General features: G+C 71.5%; 21 protein-coding genes. 6 read left to right on the top strand and 15 right to left on the bottom strand.

Annotated elements, in window-relative coordinates:
• Positions 1–184: 184 nt before the first annotated feature.
• The 12 genes from rimI to ACYQ8L_RS09055 all read right to left on the bottom strand — a co-directional run bounded on the left by rimI (position 185) and on the right by ACYQ8L_RS09055 (position 14,402).
• On the bottom strand, positions 185–643 hold the full coding sequence (gene rimI, locus ACYQ8L_RS09000) for a ribosomal protein S18-alanine N-acetyltransferase (RefSeq protein WP_459941455.1): 459 nt from the start codon (positions 641–643) through the stop codon (positions 185–187).
• On the bottom strand, positions 633–2,489 hold the full coding sequence (locus tag ACYQ8L_RS09005; RefSeq protein WP_459941456.1) for a tetratricopeptide repeat protein: 1,857 nt from the start codon (positions 2,487–2,489) through the stop codon (positions 633–635). Before ACYQ8L_RS09005 ends, rimI begins: the two co-directional genes overlap by 11 nt.
• Complete coding sequence (locus ACYQ8L_RS09010; protein WP_459941457.1) at positions 2,482–2,895, bottom strand: CoA-binding protein; 414 nt, start codon at positions 2,893–2,895, stop codon at positions 2,482–2,484. Before ACYQ8L_RS09010 ends, ACYQ8L_RS09005 begins: the two co-directional genes overlap by 8 nt.
• The gene (locus ACYQ8L_RS09015; RefSeq protein ID WP_459941458.1) at positions 2,892–3,194 is read right to left on the bottom strand and encodes a nucleotidyltransferase family protein; all 303 of its coding nucleotides are present in this window, start codon (positions 3,192–3,194) and stop codon (positions 2,892–2,894) included. The genes ACYQ8L_RS09010 and ACYQ8L_RS09015 overlap by 4 nt, the downstream gene beginning before the upstream one ends.
• Positions 3,187–3,612 carry an HI0074 family nucleotidyltransferase substrate-binding subunit gene (locus ACYQ8L_RS09020; RefSeq protein ID WP_459941459.1) on the bottom strand — a complete coding sequence of 142 codons (426 nt, stop codon included), beginning with the start codon at positions 3,610–3,612 and terminating at the stop codon, positions 3,187–3,189. Before ACYQ8L_RS09020 ends, ACYQ8L_RS09015 begins: the two co-directional genes overlap by 8 nt.
• A 213-nt stretch (positions 3,613–3,825) precedes the next feature.
• The gene (gene carB, locus ACYQ8L_RS09025; RefSeq protein WP_459941460.1) at positions 3,826–7,062 is read right to left on the bottom strand and encodes a carbamoyl-phosphate synthase large subunit; all 3,237 of its coding nucleotides are present in this window, start codon (positions 7,060–7,062) and stop codon (positions 3,826–3,828) included.
• A 134-nt stretch (positions 7,063–7,196) separates the two neighbouring features.
• Complete coding sequence (gene carA / locus ACYQ8L_RS09030) at positions 7,197–8,330, bottom strand: glutamine-hydrolyzing carbamoyl-phosphate synthase small subunit (RefSeq protein ID WP_459941461.1); 1,134 nt, start codon at positions 8,328–8,330, stop codon at positions 7,197–7,199.
• A complete protein-coding gene (locus tag ACYQ8L_RS09035; protein WP_459941462.1) occupies positions 8,327–9,646 on the bottom strand; it encodes a dihydroorotase in 1,320 nt (439 codons plus the stop codon). Before ACYQ8L_RS09035 ends, carA begins: the two co-directional genes overlap by 4 nt.
• The gene (locus ACYQ8L_RS09040; protein ID WP_459941474.1) at positions 9,634–10,572 is read right to left on the bottom strand and encodes an aspartate carbamoyltransferase catalytic subunit; all 939 of its coding nucleotides are present in this window, start codon (positions 10,570–10,572) and stop codon (positions 9,634–9,636) included. Before ACYQ8L_RS09040 ends, ACYQ8L_RS09035 begins: the two co-directional genes overlap by 13 nt.
• Before the next feature lie 2 nt (positions 10,573–10,574).
• Positions 10,575–11,138, bottom strand: coding sequence for a bifunctional pyr operon transcriptional regulator/uracil phosphoribosyltransferase PyrR (pyrR, locus tag ACYQ8L_RS09045; protein ID WP_459941463.1), 564 nt, complete (start codon positions 11,136–11,138; stop codon positions 10,575–10,577).
• A gap of 357 nt (positions 11,139–11,495) precedes the next feature.
• Entirely contained in the window at positions 11,496–12,701 is a 1,206-nt protein-coding gene (locus ACYQ8L_RS09050) for a hypothetical protein (protein WP_459941464.1), read from the bottom strand.
• A 222-nt stretch (positions 12,702–12,923) separates the two neighbouring features.
• On the bottom strand, positions 12,924–14,402 hold the full coding sequence (locus ACYQ8L_RS09055) for an MXAN_6640 family putative metalloprotease (protein ID WP_459941465.1): 1,479 nt from the start codon (positions 14,400–14,402) through the stop codon (positions 12,924–12,926).
• A gap of 169 nt (positions 14,403–14,571) precedes the next feature.
• Here ACYQ8L_RS09055 and ACYQ8L_RS09060 point away from each other — a divergent pair, with 169 nt between their 5' ends.
• From ACYQ8L_RS09060 to ACYQ8L_RS09085, 6 genes are all read left to right on the top strand, one after another.
• Complete coding sequence (locus ACYQ8L_RS09060; protein WP_459941475.1) at positions 14,572–15,582, top strand: deoxyguanosinetriphosphate triphosphohydrolase; 1,011 nt, start codon at positions 14,572–14,574, stop codon at positions 15,580–15,582.
• Positions 15,583–15,720: 138 nt separating this feature from the next.
• Positions 15,721–17,058, top strand: a complete 1,338-nt coding sequence (locus tag ACYQ8L_RS09065) for a response regulator (RefSeq protein WP_459941466.1) — start codon at positions 15,721–15,723, stop codon at positions 17,056–17,058.
• A gap of 97 nt (positions 17,059–17,155) precedes the next feature.
• Complete coding sequence (locus ACYQ8L_RS09070) at positions 17,156–18,295, top strand: aminotransferase class V-fold PLP-dependent enzyme (RefSeq protein WP_459941467.1); 1,140 nt, start codon at positions 17,156–17,158, stop codon at positions 18,293–18,295.
• Positions 18,296–18,618: 323 nt separating this feature from the next.
• Positions 18,619–19,419, top strand: coding sequence for an AmmeMemoRadiSam system protein B (gene amrB, locus ACYQ8L_RS09075; protein WP_459941468.1), 801 nt, complete (start codon positions 18,619–18,621; stop codon positions 19,417–19,419).
• A gap of 219 nt (positions 19,420–19,638) precedes the next feature.
• On the top strand, positions 19,639–21,054 hold the full coding sequence (gene gltX / locus ACYQ8L_RS09080) for a glutamate--tRNA ligase (RefSeq protein WP_459941469.1): 1,416 nt from the start codon (positions 19,639–19,641) through the stop codon (positions 21,052–21,054).
• Positions 21,055–21,070: 16 nt separating this feature from the next.
• Positions 21,071–21,604 (top strand): FHA domain-containing protein, encoded by a 534-nt coding sequence (locus ACYQ8L_RS09085; RefSeq protein ID WP_459941470.1) that lies wholly within the window; start codon positions 21,071–21,073, stop codon positions 21,602–21,604.
• Positions 21,605–22,207: 603 nt separating this feature from the next.
• Here the strand turns inward: ACYQ8L_RS09085 and ACYQ8L_RS09090 are convergent.
• The 3 genes from ACYQ8L_RS09090 to ACYQ8L_RS09100 all read right to left on the bottom strand — a co-directional run bounded on the left by ACYQ8L_RS09090 (position 22,208) and on the right by ACYQ8L_RS09100 (position 25,536).
• Positions 22,208–22,927 carry a PP2C family protein-serine/threonine phosphatase gene (locus ACYQ8L_RS09090; protein ID WP_459941471.1) on the bottom strand — a complete coding sequence of 240 codons (720 nt, stop codon included), beginning with the start codon at positions 22,925–22,927 and terminating at the stop codon, positions 22,208–22,210.
• A gap of 5 nt (positions 22,928–22,932) precedes the next feature.
• Positions 22,933–23,580: an FHA domain-containing protein gene (locus tag ACYQ8L_RS09095; RefSeq protein WP_459941472.1), complete on the bottom strand. Its 648-nt coding sequence runs from the start codon at positions 23,578–23,580 to the stop codon at positions 22,933–22,935.
• A gap of 177 nt (positions 23,581–23,757) precedes the next feature.
• Entirely contained in the window at positions 23,758–25,536 is a 1,779-nt protein-coding gene (locus ACYQ8L_RS09100) for a serine/threonine-protein kinase (RefSeq protein ID WP_459941473.1), read from the bottom strand.
• Positions 25,537–25,588 lie beyond the last annotated feature (52 nt).

The raw sequence follows: 25,588 nt of genomic DNA on the forward strand, positions 1-25,588 counted from the left end.
GGAAGCGGCCTCCTTCTCAGACGCCAGAATTCAGAGGCCAGAAGTCGGGCTTCCCTCTGTCCACCGTTCTCCGTCCACTGACCCCTGACATGAACGCCGCTCCGACACGAGGTCCGTCCCAGCATGTTACCCCTGCCCCCAGGCCCCCCACAGAGACCGAAAACGCTCCCCCATCCCGGACTGCTCAGTCGAGATTCCGGATCATCACGACGGCGTCCTCGCCGGTGTCCGGGTAGTACCCGGGCCGGCGACCCAACGGGTCGAACCCGAGGCTCCCGTAAAACGCCTGGCCGGCCTTGTTCGAGGCCCGGACCTCCAGGAACACGAAGGTCGCGCCCTGGCGCCGGAGACGGTCCAGGGCCTCCCGCACGAGCTTTGTTCCCACGCCCCGGCGGCGCCACTCGGGCACCACGGCGAGATCCAGGAGGTGACACAGGCCGCCTTGTACGGCGTAGAGGAGGTGCCCCACCAACCGGCCGCCGGGCCCTTCCGCGCCCAGGGCCCGGCAGAACCGGCTGTGGAGCACGTCGCGCACGGTGCCCGGGTCCCAGGGGTGCTCGAAGCTCCGCGCCTCGACCCGGAGAACCTCGAGCCACCGGGACGGCGGAACCTCGACGATCCGGACCCAGGGGTCACCCGCCACGACCGCCTTCCAGTTCCTCGATCCGCCCGCGCACCCAGGTTTCGGCCTCCGGGGGCAGCCCCGCCTCGAGGGCCGCCCGGTACCGGGCGAGGGCGTCGGCCGGGTCCCCCGACCGGTCGGCCTCCAGGCCGAGCCGGAGGAGCGCCCGGCCCCGGAAGGGCCCGGGTTGGCCCGCAAGCTCCTCCCACCTCTTTCGCGCCTCCGGTGCGCGGCCGATTCGCGCCAGGGCCTCGGCCTCCCGGAACGCGGCCGCCCCCGAGGCGTCGGCCTCCCGGGCCGCGGCGGACCACCGCAGGACCTCGGCCCAGTCTTGGGCTTGGAACGCCTCGGCCTGGAGCATCAGGGCTGCACGCCGCCCCTGGGGGCTCCCGGGGTACGCCTGGGCCAAGCGGACCCGCAACACCCGGGCCCTTTCCCCGTCGCCGGAGGCCTCGGCGTGGACCGCGGCCCGCTCCAAGAGGGCCGGCGCCTCCCCCGGCGGGGCCTTCCCTGCGGCAGCCTCGGCGAACCGCGCCGCCCGGGCCGCGTCGCCGGCCGCCTCGGCCGCGGCGAGCGCCAGGAGCCACTCGTCGAGCGTACTCTGTGCCCCGAGGAGGGGCTCGATCCGGCGAAGCGCCTCGCCGGGTTTGCCGTTCTCCAACAGGGCGCGGGCCGCCTCCACCCTGGCCGAGCGGCCGAGGGCGGATCCCTCGGCGATCCCGTCCCAGAGCGCCACGGCCTCCTGCCACCGGCCCCGGGCCCGGGCGTCGTCGGCGAGCGTCCACCGCACCCGGTCGAGTTCGTCCCGGGGAACGGCCTTCGCCCCCCGATCTAGGATCGCCCGGCCGTGGCGCCGGAGGGATTCGCCGTCTCCCAGCCGCTTTGCCAGGGCGAAGGCGGCCCGGTGAATCTCCAGGGCGCGGGCCCCCTCGGCGCCCGCCGCGAGGGCCCCTTCCAGGTGCCGCAGGGCACCCCGTAGATCCTTCGCCTCGCGGGCCAAATCGGCCAGGAGAAGCCGGGCCGAGACCGCCTCCTCCCCCTTCGGGACGAGCTGCAAAAACCCCTCGAGGGCCCGTCCGGCGCCGTCCCGGTTCCCCGCCTCGGCCCTCGCCCGGCCGAGCCCGAGAAGGGCCCGGGCCCGCTCCTCCCGATCCGGGGTCCACTCAGCGACCCGTTCCCAGAAGAACGCGGCGTCCTCGGGCGTCTGAGAAGCGGCCGCACCGGCCCGGGCGATAGCAAGCCGCGCCTCCCGGTCTTCGAGCACCCCGGGATCGGCCAGGGACTCCCGGCAGGCCGCCGCCACGGCCCCGGGGGCGCCTTCTTTGCTCAGGGCCCCCACGAGCCCGAGCCAGGCCGAAGCCCGGCGGGAGTCCCCCTTGGCCCCGGCCAGAAACGCCCGGTACATCTCGGCCGCGTCCCGCCAGTGTCCCAGCGCCTCGGCCGCGGCCGCCGCCAGGAGCCAGGCGTCGGCGGCATGGGCCCCGCCCCCCTCGTCGAGGTACCGGCCGAGGTGTTCCCGGGCCTCCTCGGGCCTTCCCACCCGCCACGCGAGCCACCCGAGCCAGTACCGGGCCTCGGGGTCATCGGCCTCGACGAGCCGCTCCAGGGCCCAGCGGGCCCCCTCGGGGTTTTTGCGGGCCACCTCGGCCCGGAACAGGAGGTCCAGGAGATCCCGCCGGTCCGGGTCGTCGGGTTTCGCCTCGAGGTAGGCCCGGAGCTCCTTCGCGGCGAGCTCGTGGAACCCGTCCCGGTAGGCCTTGAGGCCCACCTCCAGGTGCTCCCGGGGGCCGGCGAGCGCGCCCCCCGCGGAAACGACGAGGGCCGCGGCGAGCGCGGCCCCGGCCCACCGTGCCCGCAGGCTACCCACCCGGGTCCTCCCGAAACCCGAGCACCACGAGCACGCAGCTTCCGTCGGCGATCACGTTGAGCCCGGCCGCCTCGGCCCGGGCCACGGCCGCCGGGCTCTCGGCCCCGGGCTGCATCCAAAGGTTTGGGATGCCGGCCCGGATCGCCTGCTCCACGATCTCTTCGGTGACCTGGGGCGGCGTGACCAGCGAGAGGCTTTGGACCTCCCGGGGCAGGTCGGCCACCGCACCCACGCAGGGAAGCCCTTCGATCTCTGCCTCCCGGGGGTGCACGGGAACGACCCGGCGGCCGGCCTGCCGGTAGCAGCGCAGCACCTTGTTCCCGTACTTTCGCCGGTCGCGGGACGCGCCGATCACCCCGAAAGCGCCCGACGCCAGAAACCGCTGGATCCGCTCCTCGATCCTCACCGGGCCCCGGCCTCCTGGAGCACGACGAACCGCCCGCCGATGGCGCCCCGGATCCCATCGGGGAGGTCCTCCCACCGGACCAGATCCACCTGGATCGGGAGGTCCGAAGCGGAAAACGCATCCCGCAAGGCCTCGAGCTCCTCGTCCGATGCCGGCCCGACGACCGCCAGGTCGAGGTCCGAAAACCGCCGTGCCGTCCCCTCGACCCGGGAACCGAACACCCGCACCTCGCGGCCCGGGAGATGGCGGGCCACGAGCCGGCGGACCTCCTCCAGGTCTGGGGCCGGCAGGTCAATCATTGGCCCGTTCCAACCGGTTGAGGAGATCCCGCGCGTCGTCGAGGAACGCCCGGGCCACGGCGTACACCCGTGCCGCCTCGTCCTCGTTGTACGTGTGGGACGTGAGGTTTCGGGCCTCCGCGTATCGAAACCACGGCACCGGATCGTCGATGAGCCCCCAGCGGGCCGCCATGCGAAACAGGTCCTTGCGGGTCCTGGGCCGGTCCGCCTCCTCGGCCTCCGCGTTCCGGCGGAGCCAGCGCTGCATGAATTTCCAGCACAGCTCGAAGGTGAACTCAAAATGCTGGATCGCCCCGGCCCGCAGGGCGTTTCGCGTGACCGGATCGAGCCCGGACGTCACCGCCTCGTCCTCGCACCGGTCGAGGACCTCGCCCAGGGCCGTCACCGCCTTTCGCAAACTCGTGAGATCCAGGGACACGGGGGCGCTCCCTTCGGGCGCGGGGACGTGAGGACGCTGGGACGCTAGGACGCTAGGACGTTAGTACGTTAGGACGTTAGGACGTAAGAACCTAGCATTCCCGGATCGCTAGAGCCACCCGGCCACGAAACCGGTCACCGGGCGGCGTGCTCGCCGACGGCGCGTCTAGCCTTCTAGCCTTCCCGCCGCCTCGCCGCCTAGCCGCCCAGCCTCCTAGCAATAATACTCCTGCAGCGGCTTCACCCCGAACTCGGCCCGCCGGAGGCTCCGGATGGCCGAGACCGCGGCCCGGGCGCCGGCCATCGTGGTGAAGTAGGGCACGTTGTACTCCAGGGCCGCCCGGCGGATATGGAACGAGTCGGCGATGGCCTTGGCGCCCTGGGTCGTGTTGACGAGGAGGTCCACCTCGCCGTTCACGATGACGTCCACCACGTGGGGCCGGCCCTCCTGCACCTTCTTGACCACCGTCACCGGGATCCCCTCGGCCTCGAGGAACGCCGCCGTGCCCCGGGTGGCGATGATCCGGAATCCCTCCTCCACCAGGCGCCGTGCCACCTGGGCCGCGGCCGGCTTATCGTCGTCCCGCACCGAGACGAACACCGTGCCGGAAAGGGGCAGGCGGTTGCCCGCGGCCACCTGGGCCTTGGCGAAGGCCATGCCGAAATCGGTGTCGATGCCCATGACCTCGCCGGTGCTCTTCATCTCGGGCGACAGGATCGTGTCCACCCCCGGGAACTTCACGAAGGGGAACACGGCCTCCTTGACGCTCACGTGGCGCGGAACGGGCACCTCGGTGATCCCGAGCTCGTCCAGGGTCTTTCCGGCCATGACCCGGGCCGCGATTTTCGCCAGGGGCACCCCGGTGGCCTTCGACACGAAGGGCACGGTGCGGCTCGCCCGGGGGTTCACCTCCAGCACGTAGATCGTGCCGTCCTGCACCGCGAACTGGACGTTCATGAGCCCCCTGACCTCCAGGGCGAGGGCAAGGGCCTCGGTCTGGCGCCGGATCTCCTCCACGAGGTCGGCCCCCAGGCTGTAGGGCGGGAGCGAACAGGCCGAGTCCCCCGAATGGACCCCGGCCTCCTCGATGTGCTCCATGATCCCGGCCACCACCACCCGCCGGCCGTCGGCCACGGCGTCCACGTCGATCTCCACCGCGTCCTTGAGGAACTTGTCGATCAGGACCGGGTGCTCGGGGCTCGCCTCCACGGCCTCGGTCATGTACTGGCGGAGGCTTCGCTCGTCGTACACGATCTCCATGGCCCGACCGCCCAACACGTAGCTGGGCCGCACCACCACGGGATAGCCGATGGCCGCGGCCACGACCTCGGCCTCCTCCGGGCTCCGGGCGATCCCGTTTTCGGGCTGCTTGAGCCCGAGCTCGTGGAGGAGCTTCTGGAACCGCTCCCGGTCCTCGGCCAGGTCGATCTTGTCGGGGCTCGTGCCGATGATGGGTACCCCGGCGGCCTCCAGGGCCCGGGCCAGCTTGAGCGGGGTCTGGCCGCCGAACTGCACGATCACCCCGTCGGGCCGCTCGGTGGCCACGATGTTCAATACGTGCTCCAGGGTCAGCGGCTCGAAGTAGAGCCGGTCGGCCGTGTCGTAATCGGTGGACACGGTCTCCGGGTTGCAGTTGACCATGATGGTCTCGTACCCGTCCTCCCGCAGCGCCATGACCCCGTGCACGCAGCAGTAGTCGAACTCGATGCCCTGGCCGATCCGGTTCGGCCCCCCGCCCAGGATCATGATCTTCTTCCGGCGGGTGGGCTCGGCCTCGCACTCGACCTCGTAGGTGGAGTAGAGGTACGGGGTGCGGGCCTCGAACTCGGCCGCGCAGGTGTCCACCCGCTTGAACACGGCCCGGATCCCGGCCTCCTCGCGCCACCGACGCACCTCGGCCTCGCTCACCTCCAGCAGGTCTCCGAGCCGCCGGTCGGTGAACCCCCACTCCTTGGCCTCCCGGAGCACCTCGTCGGGGAGCCGGCCCCGGCCGGCGGATTTCCGGTAGGTGCGCAGTTCCCCCTCGAACTCCACGACCTGCCGGAGATTCTCAAGGAACCAGGGGTCGATCTGGGTGAGATCGTGGATCTCCTCGAGCGTGAACCCCCGGCGGTAGGCCTCGGCCACGTACCAGAGCCGCTCCCAGTTGGGCACCCGCAGGCGGTCGGCAATCCGCTCGCGGATCTCGGCCTCCGTAAGGGCGGCCGCGTCTTTGAGGGGCGAACGCAAGCCGTGGATGTCCTTCTCCAGGCTCGCCACGGCCTTCTGGAGGCTCTCCTTGAACGTGCGGCCGATGCTCATCACCTCGCCCACGCTTTTCATCTGGGTGGTGAGGGTCGCGTCGGCCTTGGGGAACTTCTCGAAGTCGAACCGGGGGATCTTGGTGACCACGTAGTCGATGGTGGGCTCGAAGCTGGCCGGGGTTTCCTTGGTGATGTCGTTGGGGATCTCGTCCAGGGTGTAGCCCACGGCGAGCTTGGCCGCGATCTTCGCGATGGGGAACCCCGTGGCCTTCGACGCCAGGGCCGACGAGCGGCTCACCCGGGGGTTCATCTCGATCACCACCATCCGACCGGTCTCGGGATCCACGGCGAACTGGATGTTGGAGCCCCCGGTGTCCACCCCGATCTCCCGGATCACGGCGATGGCGGCGTCGCGCATCACCTGGTACTCCTTGTCCGAGAGGGTCTGGGCCGGGGCCACGGTGATGGAGTCGCCGGTGTGCACCCCCATGGGGTCGAGGTTCTCGATGGAGCAGATGATGACGACGTTGTCCTTGCCGTCGCGCATCACCTCGAGCTCGTACTCCTTCCAGCCCAGGACCGACTCCTCGACGAGCACCTCGTTGACGGGGCTCTGCTCGAGGCCCCACTTGATCATGCGCTCGAACTCCTCCCGGTTGTAGGCGATGCCCCCGCCGGCGCCGCCCAGGGTGAACGAGGGCCTGAGGATCGCCGGGAACCCGATCTCGTCCACGATCCGCAGGGCCTCGGCCAAGCTGTGGGCGTAGCCCGACCGGGGCAGGTCGAGCCCGATCCGCTCCATGGCCTCCTTAAACCGGGCCCGGTCCTCGGCCTTCTCGATGGCGGGGAGCTTGGCGCCGATCAGCTCCACCCCGTGGCGGTCGAGAATGCCGAGCTTCGCGCACTCCACGGCCACGTTGAGCCCGGTCTGGCCGCCCAGGGTGGGAAGGAGGGCGTCGGGCCGCTCCTTCTCCAGGATCCTCTCCACCACCTCGGGGGTGATGGGCTCCACGTAGGTGCGGTCGGCCATCTCGGGGTCGGTCATGATGGTGGCCGGGTTGGAATTGAGCAAGACCACCCGGTAGCCCTCCTCCTTGAGGGCCTTGCAGGCCTGGCTCCCGGAGTAGTCGAACTCGCAGGCCTGGCCGATCACGATGGGCCCGGCGCCGATGATCAGAATCGTCTCGATGTCGGTTCGTTTGGGCATGGCAGAATCCAGGAATCAGAATTCAGAAGACAGGAATCGGGGAAGAAGGGTCTCGTGTCCGCACCGGGGTCCGCAAGCCGGTGACCGGAGCGTGGGGAAGCGGGTCACGCGTCACCCGTCACCCGTCACCGAACCTACCCCTTCTCCATCAGCTCCACGAACCGGCGGAAGAGGTACTTGGCGTCGTGGGGGCCGGGGCTCGCCTCGGGGTGGTACTGCACGCTGAACACCGGGTACTCCCGGTGCCGGATCCCCTCCACCGTGCGGTCGTTGAGGTTCAGGTGGGTCACCTCGATGGCGTCGGCGTGGGGGGAGGCCTTCAGGCTCTCCATGTCCACGACGAAGTTGTGGTTCTGGCTCGTGATCTCCACCTTCTCGGTGGCGAGATCCTTGACCGGCTGGTTCGCGCCGTGGTGGCCGAACTTGAGCTTGCGGGTGGTGCCCCCGAGGGCGAGCCCCAGGATCTGGTTCCCCAGGCAGATCCCGAAGATCGGCACCTTCCCCAGGAGCTCCCGCACGGCCTCGACCGCGTAGGGCGCGCCCTGGGGGTCGCCCGGCCCGTTCGAAAGGAACACCCCGTCGGGGTTTCGGGCGAGCACCTCGGGGGCCGGGGTCGAGGCCGGCACCACGGTCACGTCGCACCCCACCTCGGTGAGGAGCCGGAGGATGTTGTATTTGACCCCGAAGTCGTAGGCCACCACCCGGAACCGGCCGGGGGACCGGGGCGTGCGGTACCCCTCGCCGGGCCGCCACTCCCCCTGCTCCCACCGGAACGGCTCGGCGCAGGTCACCTCCCGCACGAGGTCTCGGCCCTCGATGGGCGGGGCGGCCCGGGCCCGGTCCACGAGCTCATCGGGGTCGAGCACCTCGGTGGAGATGGCCCCCATCATGGAGCCCTCCTCCCGGAGCCGCTTGGTCACGGCCCGGGTGTCCACCCCCTGGATCCCCACGATCCCCTGCTCCCGCAGGAACTCGCCCAGACCCTTCTTCGCCCGCCAGTTGGACGGGGTTTCCCAGGCCTCCTTGACGATGAACCCCTCGACGTGGATCCGGTAGGACTCGTAGTCCTCCTCGTTCACGCCGTAGTTCCCGATCTCCGGGTAGGTCATGGCCACGATCTGGCCCTTGTAGGAGGGGTCGCTCAGGACCTCCTGGTACCCGGTCATGCTCGTGTTGAACACCACCTCGCCGACGGTCGTGCCCTCGGCCCCGAAGGACCATCCCCGGAACACGGTTCCGTCGGCCAGGGCGAGTAGCGCCTTTTTCATGCGGGAAGCCTCTCTGCGGTATCGAGATTCTCGGCCGTGATCCGGCCCTGCCAGTACACGAACCTTCCCCCCACCACGGTGCCCACGGCCCGGCCCCGGAGCTCCATGCCGGCGAACGGGCAGTTTCGGGACTTCGAGAAGAACGCCGCCGGATCCACGGTCCACCGGGCCTCGGGGTCCACCAGCGCGATGTCGGCCGGGCTCCCCGGGGCGAGCGTCCCCCCCGGGAGCCCCAGGGCCCGGGCCGGCCCGACGGTGAGCGCGGCCACGGCCCGCACCCGGTCCAGGAGCCCGTGGTGCACGAGTCGCAGGGTCACCCCGAGGCTCGTCTCGAGCCCGATCACCCCGTTGGGGGCGGCCTCGAACTCCACCTCCTTCTCGTCGGGGGCGTGGGGGGCGTGGTCGGTGGCGATGGCGTCCACCACCCCCCGGCGCAGGGCCTTCTGCACGGCCTCCACGTCGGCGATCTCCCGCAAGGGCGGGTTCATCTTGGCGTTCGTGTCGAACCCCCGCACCGCGTCCTCGGTCAGGGTGAAGTAGTGGGGCGCCGTCTCCCCGGTCACCCGAAGCCCCATGCGCTTGGCGTAGCGGAGGAGCTTCATCGACCCCCGGGTCGAAAGGTGCGCCAGGTGGAGCCGCGCCCCCGTGCGCCGGGCCAGCAGGAGATCCCGGGCCACCTGGATCTCCTCGGCCTCGGCCGGGATGGCCGGAAGCCCCAGGTACGCCGAGGCGAGCCCCTCGTTCATGGCCCCCCCGGCGGCGAGATCGAGGTCCTCGCAGTGGCTCACCACTGTGAGCCCAAAGGCCGAGGCGTACTCCAGGGCCCGGCGCATGAGAAGGCTCGAGGAGACGGGGTGGCCGTCGTCGGTCACGGCCACGCACCCGGCCTCGGCCAGGTCCCCGATCTCGGCCAGGTCCTCGCCCCGGAGGCCCTTCGAGATCGCGCCCACCGGGTACACCCGGCACACCCCGCCCTGCCGGGCCCGCTCCAGGATGTAGCGGGTCACCTCGGCGTTGTCGTTCACCGGCCGGGTGTTGGGCATGGCGCACACGGCCGTGACCCCCCCGGCCACGGCGGCCCGGGTGCCCGAGGCCACGTCCTCCTTGTACTCCTGGCCGGGCTCCCGCAGGTGCACGTGGATGTCGATGAGGCCCGGCAGCACCCAAAGCCCCGTGGCGTCCACCACCGGGGCCCCGCCCGGGTCGATGGAGGGCTCCACGGCCGCGATCTTCCCGTCGGCCACGGCCACGTCGCGGGGGGCGTCGACCCCGGCCGCCGGGTCGATCACGTGGCCCCCGCGGATCACGAAGTCCATTCCGACCTCCCTCCCCCCACGAGGAGATAGAGCACCGCCATCCGCACGGCCACCCCGTGCTCCACCTGCTCCAGGATCACCGAGCGGGGGCCGTCGGCGAGCTCCGAGGCGATCTCGACCCCCCGGTTCATGGGCCCCGGGTGCATCACGATGGCGTCGGCCGCGGCCCGCTCCATGACCCGCGGGTTCAAACCGAACACCCGGGCGTACTCCCGGTCCGAGGGGAACACGGCCCGGCCCAAGCGCTCCTTCTGGATCCGCAGGGCCATCACCACGTCGGCCCCTGCCACGGCCTCGGCCACCCGGGTGAAGGCCTCCACCCCGAGCCGCTCCACCTGGGGCGGGAGCATGGTGGGCGGGCCGCACACCCGCACCCGGGCCCCCAGCTTCGTGAGCGCGTGGATGTTCGAGCGGGCCACTCGGGAGTTGGCAATGTCGCCCACGATCGTCACCGTGAGGCCCTCGATCCGGCCCTTGTGCTTTCGGATCGTGAAGAGGTCCAGGAGCGCCTGGGTCGGGTGCTCATGGCGGCCGTCCCCCGCGTTCACCACGGCGCAGGCGAGGTGCCGGGCCACGAACTCGGCCGCCCCGGCGGCCGAGTGGCGGATCACCACGGCGTCGGGCCGCATGGCCTCGATGTTCTTCACGGTGTCGAGGAGCGTCTCGCCCTTCTTGACCGAACTCGTCGAGGCCGAGAAGTTCACCGTGTCGGCCGAGAGGCGCTTCTCGGCGATCTCGAAGGAGAGTCGGGTGCGGGTCGAGGCCTCGAAGAACCCGTTGACAACGGTCTTCCCCCGGAGCGCCGGCACCTTCTTGACCTCCCGGCGGGAGACGTCCAGGAACCCCTCGGCCGTGTCGAGGATGTGCACGATCTCCTCGGGGGCCAGGGGCTCGATGGCCACGAGATCCTTCCGCGCGAACGCCACGGTCACCCCTCCCCCTCCTCCCACCCCGGCTCCACCAGGAACACGGCGTCGTCGGCCGGGTCGTCGCCCACCCGCACCTCGATCTCCTCCTCGGGTCGGGTGGGCTCGACGTGGCCCACGTAATCGGGCTGGATCGGGAGCTCCCGGTGGCCCCGGTCCACCAGCACCGCGAGCTGGATCGCCCGGGGCCGGCCCAGGTCCACCAGGGCGTCGAGCGCGGCCCGCACGGTGCGGCCCGTGTAGAGCACGTCGTCCACCAGCACCACCACCCGGTCGTCCAGGGAGAACGGGATGTCCGTGGGGCCCAGGGGCGGAGGCGCGCCCTTGCGGCCCAGATCGTCGCGGTAGAGGGTGATGTCGAGCCGGCCCACGGGAACCTCCACCCCCTCGGCCCGCCGAATATGCTCGGCGAGCCGCCGGGCCAGAAGGTCGCCCCGGCGCACGATGCCCACGAGGGCGAGATCCCGGGTGCCTCGGTTTCGCTCGAGGATCTCCAGGGCCATCCGGGCCAGCGTGCGGCGCACGGCCTCGGCGTTCAGAAGCACCCTGCGGTACGGTTCGGGCATGGGATCCTTCCGCTGGGAGGCTGGGACGCTAGGAGGTTAGGACGCGCGAACCTCGGGTTCCGGCCCACCGGAACCCCTTGTCCACGCGCGGCCGGCCCCGGCCGAACTCAAAAAAAAACCTTCTCGCCTGGGCGGAGAAGGTTTCGCCTCGTCGTTCGGGGTACAACGGGTCCAACATCGGTGCTCCTACGGGCCCCCGGTTTCCGGTTGGCGCGGGAGTCTACCAGCCGGCCTCCCGGGGGTCAACCGCTCCGGCGGCGAGCGCTCGGGGCTTGTGCCTCCGATTGCGTCCGCATTCCCCACACCGTTGCTTCCTGTAAGCAACGGGGCGGCTTCGCAGCCGCCCCGTGTGAACCGTCAATTTGCCTCCAGCAGGCTCCCGGCGGCCCAGTTGTCGTCGGCTGGAGCCACGCGGCTGGCCCCGCCGCCCACGGCGGAGCGGGCGCCCTGGGCCTGGTTGCTGGAGCCGCCGCTCACCGTGGAGCTCGGCCCCCAGGCCTGGTTGGCCTCGCCGCCCGAAACGGTGGACGACTGACCGGCAGCGATGTTGCCCTGGCCGCCCAGGACGGCCGACTCCCACCCCTCGGCGCGGTTCCCGGCGCCGCCCACCACCGCGGACCGGTCGCCCCAGGCATCGTTCCACGTACCGCCGAGAACCGCGGACAGGTACCCCGAGGCGGTGTTGGACTCGCCGGATACCACAACCGACCCCGGAGCGTTGGCCTGGTTGTTCATTCCGCCGACCACCACCGGGCCGCCCGGGCCCCACCATCCCCAGGCCCCTGCCACATTCCCCTCCCCGCCGACGACCACGGCGTACGGGCCGTCCGCGGCGTTCCGGATGCCGCCGAGCACCGAGGCGGCGGTCCCCGCTACCCGGTTCTCCTCACCCGCCACGACCCCGCCGGTGCCCGGATACGAGTGGAACCTGCCCACTACGAGGTTGTGGGAGCCAAACCGGTCGGGCGGGAACCACCCGCCCGGCTCGTTGTAGCCCACGACGAGGTTCCCCAGCCCGTTCGCGGCGTCGGTTGTGCCGGAACCGCTTCGGATGTGCACGTTCACCCCCTCGAACACCACATGGGGTCCGGCGAGCAGGTCCAACTCGGCGGGCTCCAACCGCACGTACGGCCCCAGGGCGAGCACCGGGTTGGCCTCGACCGACGCCAGCCGGGCCGCAAGGTCCGCCGCCTGGGTTTCTAGCTCCTGGGCCCGGGCGGCCAACTCGGCATTCTGGGCCTCGAGGGCCGAGACCTGTGCGGCGAGCGCGGCGTTCTGGGCTTCAAGGGCCGAAACCGCGGCCTCCAGGGCCGCGAACCGGTCCAGCACGTCGGCCCCCAGCTTCGCCTGGGTGACCGCGCCGTCCTGGATGTGGCCGGTTTTCACCCCCGCGCCGGCGTTCGTGTCCTGCCCGGTCGTGCCGTCGGCCTCGGCCAGGTGAGCCGAGAGGACCGAGTCGGGGGCGGGCTCCGGCGGCGGCTTCGATCTCCCCTTCCCGGCCCAGGCGGCGGGCGCCGCGAGCCCAAGGAGCACACACGCCAAGACGATTCCAGCTTTCCTCATGGCATCCCTCCTTCCCGCCCACCCGGGCGGCAGAACGAAAAAAGCCCCGGCCCTAGGGGACCCACGAGTCCCCTAGGTGCCGAGGCGATCCACGCAACCGGATTTGTGCCCACCCCAATGGGCCCCATCCCGGCCTCCCGAATTCCCCCGTTACGGGAGGAGAACCTACCCAAATCTTCCTCGACGTTCAAGTGCCCCGGAACAAGGGCGGGCCGCCCCCCCTCACCAGGCCAGCGAGGACAAAAAGCACCCGCCCGTGGTGGGCGACGCCCCATCGGCCACGGCACCTGGCCCCGTGCCGGCGGTCCCCTCCCCGGTTCCGGAGGCCTGGTTGCCCCCACTTCCCGTGCCGGTCGCGTCCGACACCGTGCCCTGGCCGCCCTCTTCGAACGCAACCGAATAGTTCAGGCCCGCCTCTCCCAGGTTGACCAGGGCCACGTACGCCGGGCCGTCTCCCCCCGGCACAGAGACGGACCGGGTTCCCTCCGAAAGGTCGGTCACGGCCGCCGAGGGGTCGCCTTCGCGCGAAACGGCCAGACGGGCCTGGCCAGGAGACGTGGGTTGGAACAACACGGTGAGGCTGGTGCCGGTGACCGGCAACCGGAACAGGTTGGCCCCGAACCGGCCCGGGGCCGACGAAAAGCCGGTGGAGTAGTCGAGCGGCAGGACTGCGGCGTCGCGGCTCAGGCGGGGGACCCCGGTGCTCCGGTACTCCGCCCCGTCCGGCCAGAAATCCTCCGGATGGGCGGCCAGGCTCCAGAACGCGGCCACCGTGTCGGCCAGCGTGGTCCCGGCCTGGGCCTCCAGCGCCTCGTCCAGGACGGCCTCGAGGCCTTCCTCGTAGGCCCGGCTGAACACGTCCACCCAGAGGTCGGCCCCATGGCGCAACCAGAGGAACCCGGGGAAGATCGCGGCCCCGTACTCCCGAAGCCCGTCCTGGCTGTTCAGGGGTTCCTCGGGGTGGGAGAGGAACTCCTTTACGTAGGTCACGTAGTCGTCCACGTCCGGGGTGACGACCTCCTCCATCCAGGTGGCCGTGGCCTCGAACCACCACCCCTCCTTCCGCCAGCGCGAATCCGGCACCGCCGCCTCGTCGTCCCACGGGTACCCCAGGGACCGCTGGACGGCGTGGAACAGCTCGTGGGCTGCGGTGGCCCGCAGGACGGCCGCCTCATCATGGGTGTGGGCGGAGAAGTCGTCGTTCACCACCATGTAAGCCACACCGAAATCGGTGTCGATTTCGGTGTAGGCATAGTACGAGGAATCCAAAAGCACCGGGGTTCCCTCGACCACCACCCCCGTGTTCCCCACGTACACGTCGATGTAGTAGCGGTCGGAGCCGTAGGGTGCCGGGAACCCCAGCCCCACCAGGGTGTCGTAGGCGTCTTCCAGGGCATCGGCCCACTCGCCGACCCAGTCGGGCTTGCCGTCACCGTTGCTATCGCCCCAGTCTGTGTCACTCGCGTCGTAGCCGTCGCCCCACAAGACCCGGAAATGCTCCGTGGTCAACACATGGGCCCCAGCCGTGTCGACCGGGGCAACCTCCCGCAGCGCGGCCCGCCGAGGAAGCGGCGCAAACCGCACCTGGGGGCCGCGGTCCCTCACCCCCGTGCCGCACCGGGCGGCCCATCCCTCCCCGGCCAAGCCGGCGAGCATTCCCGCGCACAGGAGGAGGCATCCGATCGTTGCGCGTTTCGCCATTGGGGTCTCCTTGGGGGCCGCACCCGCCCCGTCTCGGCACGGATCGGCACGACCCCCACCGAACCTTACCTTGCCCCCAGGCCCCGCCGCCAGTCCTTGGCCCCCGGCCGTCGCTTGCGCTACCCTGGCGGGGGCGAGGAGGGACGGCGTGGACGGTTGCGTGCGCGAGATGTTGGAGGCGGCGGAGGACCGGGAGCTCCATCCGCGGGCGGCCCGGTCGGCCCGTTCGCGGGGGCGGGCGCGGCCCGAGGAACCCTGCGACATCCGGCCCTGCTTCCAGCACGACCGGGACCGGATCCTCCACTCCAAGGCCTTCCGCCGGCTCAAGCACAAGACCCAGGTGTTCCTGGCCCCGGCGGGCGACCACTACCGCACCCGGCTCACCCACACCCTCGAGGTGAGCCAGATCGCCCGCACGATCGCCCGGGCCTTGCGGCTCAACGAGGCGCTGGTCGAGGCCATCGCCCTGGGCCACGACCTCGGGCACACCCCCTTCGGCCACGCCGGGGAAACCGTGCTCCGGGAACTCCGGCCCGGGGGGTTCCACCACGCCGTCCAGAGCCTGCGGGTCGTCGATCTGCTGGAACGGGGCGGCCGGGGGCTCAACCTCACCCACGAGGTGCGCGAGGGCATCCTCCACCATTCCAAGGGTCGCGGGGAGATCCTGGCCACGGGGGTGAGCCTGGAGGCCCAGGTGGTGCGGGTGGCCGACCTCATCGCCTACCTCAACCACGACGTGGACGACGCCCTGCGGGCCGGGGTGATCCGCCGCGAGGAGATTCCGGCCCGGGTGCGGGCCGTGCTGGGGGAGACCCACGGGCAGCGGATCGACCGGATGGTCCGGGACGCCGTGGCCGAGACCATGCGGCGCGGCTGGGAGGCCATCGCCCTGGGCGAGGAGGTCCACGCCGCGGCCTTGGAGCTGCGGGAGTTCCTGTACGAGCGGGTGTATGAAAACCCGACGGTCCACGGCGATTTCGTCAAGGCGAAAAAGATCCTGGAGGAGCTCTACGGCCACTTCGTGGCGAACCCCGACTGGTTCCTGGAGACCCTGGCCCAGCCGATCCCCGGGGAGAAAATCGAGGACCTCGCGGCCGACTTCGTCGCGGGCATGACCGACCGGTACGCGATCCTGCTCTACGAGCGGATCTTCATGCCCCAGCCCTGGAAGGTGATTTAGGGACGGCGGCCCGGTCGACGGCCGGCTCGAGCTCCCCTCGCCCCGCCGGCGCACCGAGCGCCGGAGACCGGTGACCGACTTCGCTTCAGTTTTTCGTAAGACGGCCGAAACGTAGGGAGAACCGCCAAGGGAGACGTCATGCCCAAGACCGTGCTGGTGGTGGACGACAGCCCCACGATCCGGGAGGCCGTGCGCCTGGCCCTGGCGGGGGAACCGTGGGACGTGGTCGAGGCGGCGGGGGAGGAAGAAGCCTTGGCCGCGCTCGGCGAGGCCTCCCCCGACGTGGTCCTGTGCGACGCCGATCTGGGCGAAGGTGACGGCTTGGGCCTGTGTCGCAGGCTGCGAGAGCACCCGGCAGCGGCCCGGGCGCCCGTGGTGCTGATGGGGGCCCGGGTGGCCCCGGCCGCGGCCAAGGCCGCCGGCGCCATCGCGATCCTCGCGAAACCCTTCTCCTCCGAGGAACTCCTCGGGGCACTCCAGGAGGCCGTGGAAATGCAAAGCTTCGGCATGGACAACCTGGAACTGGACCTCACGGCCGAGGCCGACGAGAAGCGTCCGGCCGGGGCCGCTCCGGCTCCGGCGGGCGATGAGGTGGAGATCATCGACCTCTCGGACGAGGACGACCTCTCGGAGTTCGAGCTCCTGGAGGACCTGGAGCCGATCGAGGTGCCGCCGCCCGGGGAGGAGGAGCCGGAACTGGGCCTCGACGACCTCCTGTCGTTCGAGGCCGATCTGGGCCACGGGGAGGACGCCGGACAGCCGGTGGACCTCGAAGCGGCTGCCCCGGCCGGGGCGGGCGAGGCGGAGGACGAGATCGGGGATCTCCTGGCCTCGATCGGCGAGGAGCCCGCGGAACCCGCGGCCGCCCCCGTCGAGGGGGACGACGAGGACATCGGCGACCTCCTCGCCTCGATCGCGGACGAGCCCGCCGAGGCTCCCGCCGCCGAGCCCGCGGGGGAGGACCTCGACCTGGGGGAGGGCCCCTGGGCCGCCCCTGAGGAGGAGGCCCCCCCCGCCGGCGAACCGGGGGCCCCGGAGGAACCCGGCGAGCCCCTCGGGAGTGCGCCGGGTGCGGGCGCGCCGCCCCCCGAAGAGGCCGCCGCCCTCCCGGAAGAACCCCTCTCCGACGAGGTGCCGGAGGAGCCGGCCGCCGCTGCGGCCGCCACTTTCCCCGAGACGCCCGAGGCCTACGAGGAAGGCGCCACCGGCTGGGAGGAGCCCGGCCAAACCCCGCCCCACCGGGCCGACTGGGACGAGGGGGTGGAGGAACCGGCGACACCGGCGGCGGCCGCCGCGGATCTCGCCCCGGCCATCGAGTCCACGGTCCGCGCGGCCCTGGAGCGGAGCCTGTCGGCCGAGGCCCTCACCCCGCTCGTCCAGGCCACGGTCGAAAAGGTGGTGTGGGAGGTGGTGCCCCAGCTTGCCGAGCGGCTCATCCAGGAGGCGATCGAGAAGCTCAAGCAGGAGCCCTCGTAGCCCCGCACCGCGCCACCGGCGCCACGGGCCCTGGCCAAACCGGCCAGGGCCGTTTACGTTTTCGGGGTCGCTCGCCCCCGAGGAAAGGAGACGCACCGTGGAGACACTTTGGCGTTCCTGGTTCCCGGTAGCGGACCGGGTCACGTACCTCAACCACGCGGGCGTCGCCCCCCTCTCGACCCGGGTCGCCGAGGCGGTGGGGGCCGCAACCCGGGAGTGCACCGTGTGGGGCGCGTTTCGCTACGGGCGGCTCCTGGCCGGACTCCGGCGGGCCCGGGAGTCCGCGGCCCGGCTCCTCGGGGTGCGCCCCGGGAACGTGGCGTTCGTCAAGAACACCTCGGAGGGGGTCTCCTTCGTGGCCGAGGGGTTTCCCTGGAAGCCCGGCGAGGCCGCGGTGGTGCCCGAGGGGGAGTTCCCGACCAACGTGTACCCCTGGATGAACCTAGCGCGGAGGGGCGTCCGCGTGATTCGGGTTCCCGAGCGGGGCGGCCGCCTCGAACTGGACGACTATCAAAAGGCCCTGGACGAACCCGGGGTTCGGGTGCTCGCGGTATCGGCCGTGGAGTACGGCACCGGGTTCCGAAACGACCTGGCCGCCCTGGGGGAGATCTGCCGGGAGCGGGGGGTGTTCCTGTTCGTGGACGCGATCCAGGCCCTGGGGTGCCTGCCCCTGGAGCCCCAACGCCTCGGCGTCCACGCGCTCGCGGCCGACGCCCACAAGTGGCTCTGCGGGCCCGAGGGGATCGGGATCCTGTACCTCTCGGACGAGGCCCTGAACCTCCTGCACCCGGTCGAGGTGGGCTGGAACTCGGTGGCCGACCCGCTCGCTTTCGACCGGATCCGGTTCGAGCTGCGGCCCGACGCGGCCCGGTTCGAGGCGGGAAGCCCGAGCACCATCGCGGTGCACGGCCTGAGCGCGGCGGTGGACCTCTTGCTGGAGGTCGGGATCGAACGGGTGTGGGACCGGGTGCGGGAGCTCACCGATCGCCTGATCGAGGGGCTCCGGGAGCGGGGATACACGATCGCCTCGCCCCTGGCGTCCGGCGAGCGAAGCGGTATCCTGACCTTCGTGCCGCGGCGGCCGGCGGCCGAACTGGCCGAGACGCTCCACGACCGGGGCGTGTTCGTGGCCGCCCGGGGCCCGGGGCTTCGGGTGTCGCCCCATTTCTACAACACCGTGGACGACCTGGAACGGTTCTTCGCGGAACTGGACGAGGCGGAAAAACTGGGAGGTTAGGAGGCTGGGGGAGATTGTGCCCCCCCTCACCCCGGCCCTCTCCCCCCGTGGGGGGAGAGGGAGACAGAGGGCAGCCCGGAACGGCGTTGCAGTCCCCCCTCCTCTGGTGGGAGGGGGGTAGGGGGGAGGGGGATGAAGGGCCCACCACAAGCGCTGGCGATCGGGTGCCGCGCTTTGGGGTCCCGGGAGGCGAGGTTCTGGGCGGCGTGGTGGCCCCCCCTCACCTCGGCCCTCTCCCCCCGTGGGGGGAGAGGGAACCCGAGGGGCGCCGGTTTTCCCTGTCTTCTGTCCTCCGAATTCCGACCCCTGACACGGAGTGCGCCATGATTCGAAAACCCGTTGTCGCCGGACAGTTCTATCCCGGAGACCCCGTGGCCCTCCGGGAGTTCGTGGTTCGGGCGCTCGGCGCGGGCCCGGAACGGCCCGCGCTGGGCGTGGTGTCGCCCCACGCCGGGTACGTCTATTCCGGGGCGGTGGCGGGCGCGACCCTGGGCGCCGTGCACATCCCCGAGACGGTCGTGCTCCTGGGGCCCAACCACACGGGGCTCGGCGCCGAAGCCGCGGTCTGGGCCCGGGGCGGGTGGGCGACTCCGCTCGGCACCGTGCCGGTGGCCGAGGACCTGGCCGAGGCGCTTTTGGCAGCCTGCCCCATCCTGCAGGAAGACACCCTCGCCCACGTGCACGAGCACTCCCTGGAGGTCCAGCTCCCGTTCCTCCAGGTGAAGCGGCCGGGCCTTCGGATCGTGCCGATCTGCCTGGCGCTTCGGTCCTTCGGCGAGATCGCCGAGGTGGGAAACGCCCTTGCGGACACGCTCGCCGGGTGGGGAGAGCCCGTGCTCCTGGTCGCATCGAGCGACATGAGCCATTACGAGCCCGACGACGTGGCCCGGGCCAAGGACAAGCTCGCCATCGAGCGGGTCTTGGAGCTCGATCCCCGGGGGCTCCTTGACACTGCGAAACGCCATGGGATTACAATGTGCGGCATCGTGCCCACCGCCGCCATGCTGGTGGCCGCGCGCCGGCTCGGGGCCCGGGGGGCCGAGCTCGTCCGGTACGCCACCTCGGGCGACGCGAGCGGCGATTACCGCCGGGTGGTGGGCTACGCCGGCATCCTTGTGGCCTGATCCCGCCGGGCCTGCCCGTGAGCAGGCCCGACGTTGTTTGTAGGTTCACGCGCCGGGGTTCCACGCGCTCCGTCCGGGCGCACGACAACTCCGCTTCCCAGGACAAGAAGACGCAACCCCATCCGCCGGAACGGTGGGGGAACGGGCTCCCAGCTTCCAAGCTTCCTAGCCTTCGAGCCTCCCCGCCTTCCAGCGCGAAGCCCGAACAAGGAGACCCCCATGTCGGGTGTACGGACTCGTTTCGCGCCGAGCCCCACCGGTTACCTGCACGTGGGCGGCGCCCGCACCGCGCTGTTCAACTTCCTCTACGCCCGCCACCACGGCGGCACCTTCGTGCTGCGGATCGAGGACACCGACCGGGAGCGGTCCACCGAGAAGAGCACCCGGGCGATCCTCGACTCCATGCGGTGGCTCGGCCTCGAGTGGGACGAGGGCCCGTACTTCCAGAGCCAGCGCACGGAACTCTACCTGGAGCACGTGGAGAAGCTCCTGCGGGAGGGCAAGGCCTACCGCTGCGACTGCCCGCCCGAGGTGGTGGAGGCGAAGCGCCAGAAGGCCCTGGCCGAGGGGCGCAAGCCCAAGTACGACGGCACCTGCCGGGCGCGCACCGACGTGGACCCGTCGAAACCCCACGTGGTCCGGTTCAAGGCGCCCCAGGGGGGCACCACCACGGTGCCCGACCTCCTGCGGGGCGAGGTGACCTACGACAACGAGGAACTCGACGACCTCGTGATCCTGCGGACCGACGGCTCGCCCACCTACAACTTCGTGGTGGTGGTGGACGACGCCCTGATGGGCATCACGCACGTGATCCGGGGCGACGACCATCTGAACAACACGCCCCGCCAGATCCAGCTCTACCACGCCCTGGGCTACCCGCTGCCGAAGTTCGCCCACGTGCCCATGATCCTCGGCCCGGACAAGAAGCGGCTCTCCAAACGCCACGGGGCCACCAGTGTGGAGGCGTACCGGGAGGCCGGGTTCCTGCCCGAGGCCCTGGTGAACTTCCTGGCGCGCCTGGGGTGGTCCCACGGTGACCAGGAGATCTTCTCGCTCCAGGAGCTCATCGAGCTCTTCGACCTCGACGGCGTGGGGCGCTCGGCGAGCATCTTCAACGAGGAGAAGCTCCTGTGGCTCAACGCCCACTACATCAAGGAGTGCCCCCAAGACCGGCTGGTGGAACGGGTGCGGCCGTTCCTCGAGAAGCGCGGCTGGGATACCTCGGACCGCAAGAAGCTCGAGGTGCTGGTGGAAGCGTTCCGGCCCCGGTGCAAAACGCTCGCGGAGTTCGCCGAGAAGGCCACGCCCTACTTCGTGCGCGAGATCGAGATCGAGCCCGACGCCGCCAAGAAGCACCTCAAGGCCTCGATCGTCCCCGTGCTCTCCGATCTCCTCGAGGCGTTCCGGGCGGTGGACGAGTGGGACCTGGAACCCCTGGAGCGGGCCTTCGTGGAGGTGGTGGAGGGCAAACACGGGCTCAAGATGGGCAAGGCCGCCCAGCCCCTCCGGGTGGCCGTGACCGGCACCACCGTGAGCCCGGGCATCTTCGAGACCCTGGTGCTCGTGGGCCGCGAGTGGGCCCTGGAGCGGATCGAGCGGGCGCTCGCCCTCGCCAAGGCGCGGGAGGCTGGGTGACCCCGGGAGGGCGCGGATGGCGCTCGTGTTCGTGTGTCCTTCCTGCCGGGCGGCCCTCAAGGTCGACCCGGCCAAGCTGCCGAAGCAGCCCGTGCGCTACCGCTGCAAGCGCTGCGGCGAGGTTTCCGTGGTGCAGGACCACCTCCACGAGCGACCCCCGGCGGTCCCCCCGCCCCCTCCGGAACCGACCCCGGACGGCACCGTGTACCACCACGTGAGCGACCTGGCCCAGATGGGCATGCCCCGGGCCGCTTACCGCCTCGTCGTGGAGGTGGAACCCCAGGACGGCCGACGCTCCACCCACACCTTCGACGACACCCGGATCACGGTGGGCCGGGGCGACGCCACGGTCCGGGTGAACGACCCCCTTGTGAGCCGGATCCACCTGGAGATCGAACGGGTGAAGGACCGGGTGATCGTGAAGGACCTGGGGAGCACCAACGGCACCTTCGTGAACGACCGCGCGGCCACGGCCGAGTTCGTGGGCGAGGGGGACGTGGTCCGGATCGGGAACACGAAACTCCGCGTGCGGGTGGAGATGGCGGGGTAAGGTTTTGGCCACAGAGGAACACAGATTTGCACAGATGTTTCGACGGGGAACCCTGAGGAGCGGCAAAGGGGTGGCAACGGGTTCGCTCTCCCTGGCCATCCCCGGGGAAACATTTCCGGCTAGGAACTGACACGAATCGATCCGGGACGGCCTCTCCCGAAATCTGTGTCCATCTGTGTACTAAGACCAACGAAAATGTTGTCAGATCCCGGGCGTTGCAAGGGAAACCCGCGGGTGGGGGGCTGGTGGAGAGCCGGGTGCGGCCCCTTACCTCGCCGCGCCATCACCACGCTCGGATCGCTTTGAAAGATGCGGAACGTCCGTCACCGCCGCCCCGGCCTGCCGAGCCGACAACGGCATGGAAAGGCGCGGCGATCGGGTGCCGCACTCGCGCCCGGCCGGAACCAGTCCCCCACCCGCCCCCCGGCAATACTGTTGAAGGTCCGTAGGCCGCGGGGCGCGGCCTGTTTGCAAAACAATAACTTCCGCCTCGGCCACACGGTGCACCGCGGCCGTCTGGACCACGGGACCGAAGACCGCGAGACCGGCGACCGACGACCGAAGTTACTTCGAAGGTATTCGTAAATCCGTGGCCGAGTTCTCTCACGCCTTCCGCAGGGCCACCACCGCGGTCACGTTGTCGGGGGCGCCGCGGCCCAGGGCCTCGGCCACGAGGCGCTCGCAGGCCTCCGCCGGGTCGGCCGCCTCCCCCATCACCTCCTCCATCACCCCGGCCGGCACTGGGCCCCAAAGCCCGTCGGAGCACAGGAGCAGCCCCTGCCCCGGCGCCACGTCCACCGGGGTGTACTCCGGCCCCTCGTCCAGGGCCACCCCCACGGCCCGGGTGACCACGTTCCGAAGCCCTGCGCCGGCGAATCCCCACTCCACCGCGGCCGAATGGTCGCGGGTGACCCGCGCGAGGCGCTCCCCGTCCCACCGGTAGCACCGGGCGTCCCCCACGTGCACCACGTGCACCCGCCCGCCCTCGGCCAGGGCGGCCACCAGGGTGCATCCCATGCCGGTCCGCGAGGGATGGGAGGCGGCGTCCCGGCCCACGGCCCGGTGGGCCTCCTCCACGGCGGCCACGAGGTCTTCGGCGCCGGGATGCCCCGCCGCCGAGAGCCGGCCCGCCACGACGTCCACGGCCAACCGGGCCGCGCGGTCGCCGGCGGCGTGGCCGCCCATGCCGTCGGCCACCACCCAGGCCGCGGGCCGCTCCAGGACCCGAAAGGCGTCCTCGTTCCGGGCCCGGACGAGGCCCGGGTGGGTGCGGCCGGCCGCGGTCCAGGCCGTTTCCGGCTTCCGGCGAAATGGGTTCCACACCGGGACTACTCGTACCGGAACCGGACGGGGCCGGCCGCGATCTCGTCCCCCGGGGCGAGCGGGGTGGGCCCGGAGGCCTTCGCCCCCCGGACCCGGGTGGCCCGCCAGCCGCCCTTGGGGGTGAGCACGTGCCCCTCGCCCGAGGCCAGCAGGCTGAACTGCACCCGGCCGAGCCCGAACCCCCGCAGGCGCACCTCGCAGTCGGGCCCCTTCCCCACCCGGACCACCCCCCGGCCGGCGAGGTCCAGCTCCCCCGGTTCGGCCCGCCCCCCCACGAGGACGAGCCGCCGTCGGCTCGCCGGCCGAGCGGGCCGGGCATCGAGCACCACCGTGGCGTCCAGGTCCCGGGCCGGGGCCGCCGCGCCGGCCACGACGGGTTCCACCGCGAACTTGGCCACCCGGAACCCCTGGCCGGGCGGGAGCGCCACCTCCCCCTCAACCCGGGCTTCGCCCACGAAGGTGCCGTTTTGGCTGCCCAGGTCCTCCAGCCGCACGGTTTCGCCCGCGACCGAGATCCGGCAGTGCCGGCGCGACACGGCCGGGTTGTCGAGGCGCACGTCCGCGTCGGCCCCCCGGCCGAGGACCACGCTTGCCCCGTCGGGCACCTCGAACCGGGCCACCTCCCGGTCGGCGATCTTCACGCTCCATTGCATGGCGAAGCTCCTTGCAACAGCTGGGAGGCTGGGAAGCTAGGAGGCTAGGACGCTAAAAACCTTGGTGATTCAAGCCTCCGCGCCCGCCCCACCCCGTGGGAGCGGCTTCCGCGCCGCAACGTCAGTTCTTCTGGGCCTTCGGCCCGAAGCGAAGGGGTAGGCGCCGCCTCCCCTCGCCTACCCCCCGAGCACGCCTTTGGCCCAGGCCACGGTGGTGTCGTAGAGCGACTGCACGGCCGGGGGCGCGGTGCCCGACACGAGCGCGTGGGCCCAGTAGCCGGCGGCCCCGGACGCCGCCAGGGCAAGCCCCCACCCGGCCCGGCGGGCCCAGGCGCCGCCAGCCCTCCTCCCCCGCGGCTCCGGCGCCCCGGGATCGTCCGCCGGCAACACCAACGTCGGCGCGTCGTCCTCGAGGTCGGTGGGGCCCCCGCCCTCGACCCGGTCCAGAACCTCCAGGGCGGCGTCGGCGCTTTCGGGCCGGCCGTCCGGGGCGAGGGCCAGGCACGAGCGCACCAGTTCGCGCAGGAGCGCGGGCGCGCTTTGCACCGGCTCGGCTTCCACCAACCCGCCGGCCTCCCACCGGGGCCGCGCGCCGGCCAGCATCTCGTAGAGCATCACCCCCACCGCGAACAGGTCCGCCCGGGGCGACCGGGGCTCCCCCCGGATGCCGTACCAGTTGGGGGGGCCCGAGGGGTCGCCGTAGTGCTCGTCCAGGCCGAAATCGGTGAGCTTCACCTCGCCCCGTTCGCCGAAGAGCACGTTGGAGGGCCGGAGGTTCCCGTGGACGATGCGGTTCCGGTGGGCGAACGCCAGGCCCTGGAGGATCCCGCGGGCGATCCGGACCGCTTCGGGCCAGGGCAGCGGCCGCACCAGGCGGTCCCGGAGCGACCCGCCGCTCAGGTACTCCATCACCACGATGTAGAACTGCTCGTTGCGGGAGGTCCCCAGGATCCCGGCGATGTTGGGGTGACGCAGCGTGGTGAGGAGACGGGCGTCCGTGTAGCCCTGGCTCGCGGCCGGTTTGCGCTTGATCACGAGGAGCTTGTGGTCCACCCGGTCCTCATAGAGGTAGACCGCGCCAAACCGGTCCTCCTTCAAGACGTCGAGGAGCGCGAACTTGTCCTCGATGCGCGCAAGCCCCTCCCCGGCCCTGCGGCGCTGGTCCCCGGCCAGGTGGGCGCCCCGGAGCATCTGCAGGAGCCGGTCGCGCACCGCGTCGGCCGACGGCGGGCGCCTGGCCGGGTCGGGGTCGAGGCACTCGCGCACCAGGTCGTCGAGCCCCGGGGGCACCGTGGGGTCGCGCTCCCGCAGGGGGCGGTAGGGGTCGCCGGGCTTTTCGCCCGCGAAAAGTTCGTAGAGCACCACGCCCAGGGAGTAGATGTCGCTCGCCGGGGTCACGGCCCGGCTGTCCACCCGCTGCTCGGGGGACATGTAGGCGAGCGTGCCCATGACGACCCCGGCCCCGGTGGCATCGCCCCCGAGCGCCTCGTCGGCGAACTGGGCGATACCGAAGTCGAGCACCCGGGCGTTGCCGTCCAGGTCCACCAGGATGTTCCCGGGCTTGATGTCGCGGTGCACCACCCCGTTTTTGTGGGCGTAGGCGAGCGCCTTGCACACCTGGGTCATGAGGTCGAGCCGGCGGTTCGTGTCGAGCCCCCCTTCCCGGATCCACCGGGCGAGGTCGGTGCCCTCCACGTACTCCATCACGAAAAACGGCCGGCCGTCCCGGGTGATGCCCCGGTCGATCACGTGGATGATGTTGGGGTGGGCGAGCCGCGCGATGATGTGCGACTCCCGCAGGAACCGCTCCCGGAGCTCCGGGTCCTCGGCCAGGTTCTTGGAGATCACCTTGATGGCCACGGGGCGGTCCAGGGACGCCTGGATCCCCTTGTACACCGTGGCCATGCCGCCCTGGCCGATGCGGCCCGCGATCCGGTAGTTTCCGACCTGGCCCATCGCTCCCACCATCGTTATTAACCCGGCGCCAATAGAGGCGCGCAAGGAGATT

This window comes from Deferrisoma palaeochoriense, from assembly GCF_054656955.1.

Coding starts and splice junctions, on each gene's coding strand:
- ACYQ8L_RS09015 (WP_459941458.1), bottom strand. CDS start 3,194: ATGATTGACCTGCCGGCCCCAGACCTGGAGGAGGTCCGCCGGCTCGTG.
- carB (WP_459941460.1), bottom strand. CDS start 7,062: ATGCCCAAACGAACCGACATCGAGACGATTCTGATCATCGGCGCCGGG.
- carA (WP_459941461.1), bottom strand. CDS start 8,330: ATGAAAAAGGCGCTACTCGCCCTGGCCGACGGAACCGTGTTCCGGGGA.
- ACYQ8L_RS09035 (WP_459941462.1), bottom strand. CDS start 9,646: ATGGACTTCGTGATCCGCGGGGGCCACGTGATCGACCCGGCGGCCGGG.
- pyrR (WP_459941463.1), bottom strand. CDS start 11,138: ATGCCCGAACCGTACCGCAGGGTGCTTCTGAACGCCGAGGCCGTGCGC.
- ACYQ8L_RS09050 (WP_459941464.1), bottom strand. CDS start 12,701: ATGAGGAAAGCTGGAATCGTCTTGGCGTGTGTGCTCCTTGGGCTCGCG.
- ACYQ8L_RS09055 (WP_459941465.1), bottom strand. CDS start 14,402: ATGGCGAAACGCGCAACGATCGGATGCCTCCTCCTGTGCGCGGGAATG.
- ACYQ8L_RS09060 (WP_459941475.1), top strand. CDS start 14,572: ATGTTGGAGGCGGCGGAGGACCGGGAGCTCCATCCGCGGGCGGCCCGG.
- ACYQ8L_RS09065 (WP_459941466.1), top strand. CDS start 15,721: ATGCCCAAGACCGTGCTGGTGGTGGACGACAGCCCCACGATCCGGGAG.
- amrB (WP_459941468.1), top strand. CDS start 18,619: ATGATTCGAAAACCCGTTGTCGCCGGACAGTTCTATCCCGGAGACCCC.
- gltX (WP_459941469.1), top strand. CDS start 19,639: ATGTCGGGTGTACGGACTCGTTTCGCGCCGAGCCCCACCGGTTACCTG.
- ACYQ8L_RS09085 (WP_459941470.1), top strand. CDS start 21,071: ATGGCGCTCGTGTTCGTGTGTCCTTCCTGCCGGGCGGCCCTCAAGGTC.
- ACYQ8L_RS09095 (WP_459941472.1), bottom strand. CDS start 23,580: ATGCAATGGAGCGTGAAGATCGCCGACCGGGAGGTGGCCCGGTTCGAG.
- ACYQ8L_RS09100 (WP_459941473.1), bottom strand. CDS start 25,536: ATGGGCCAGGTCGGAAACTACCGGATCGCGGGCCGCATCGGCCAGGGC.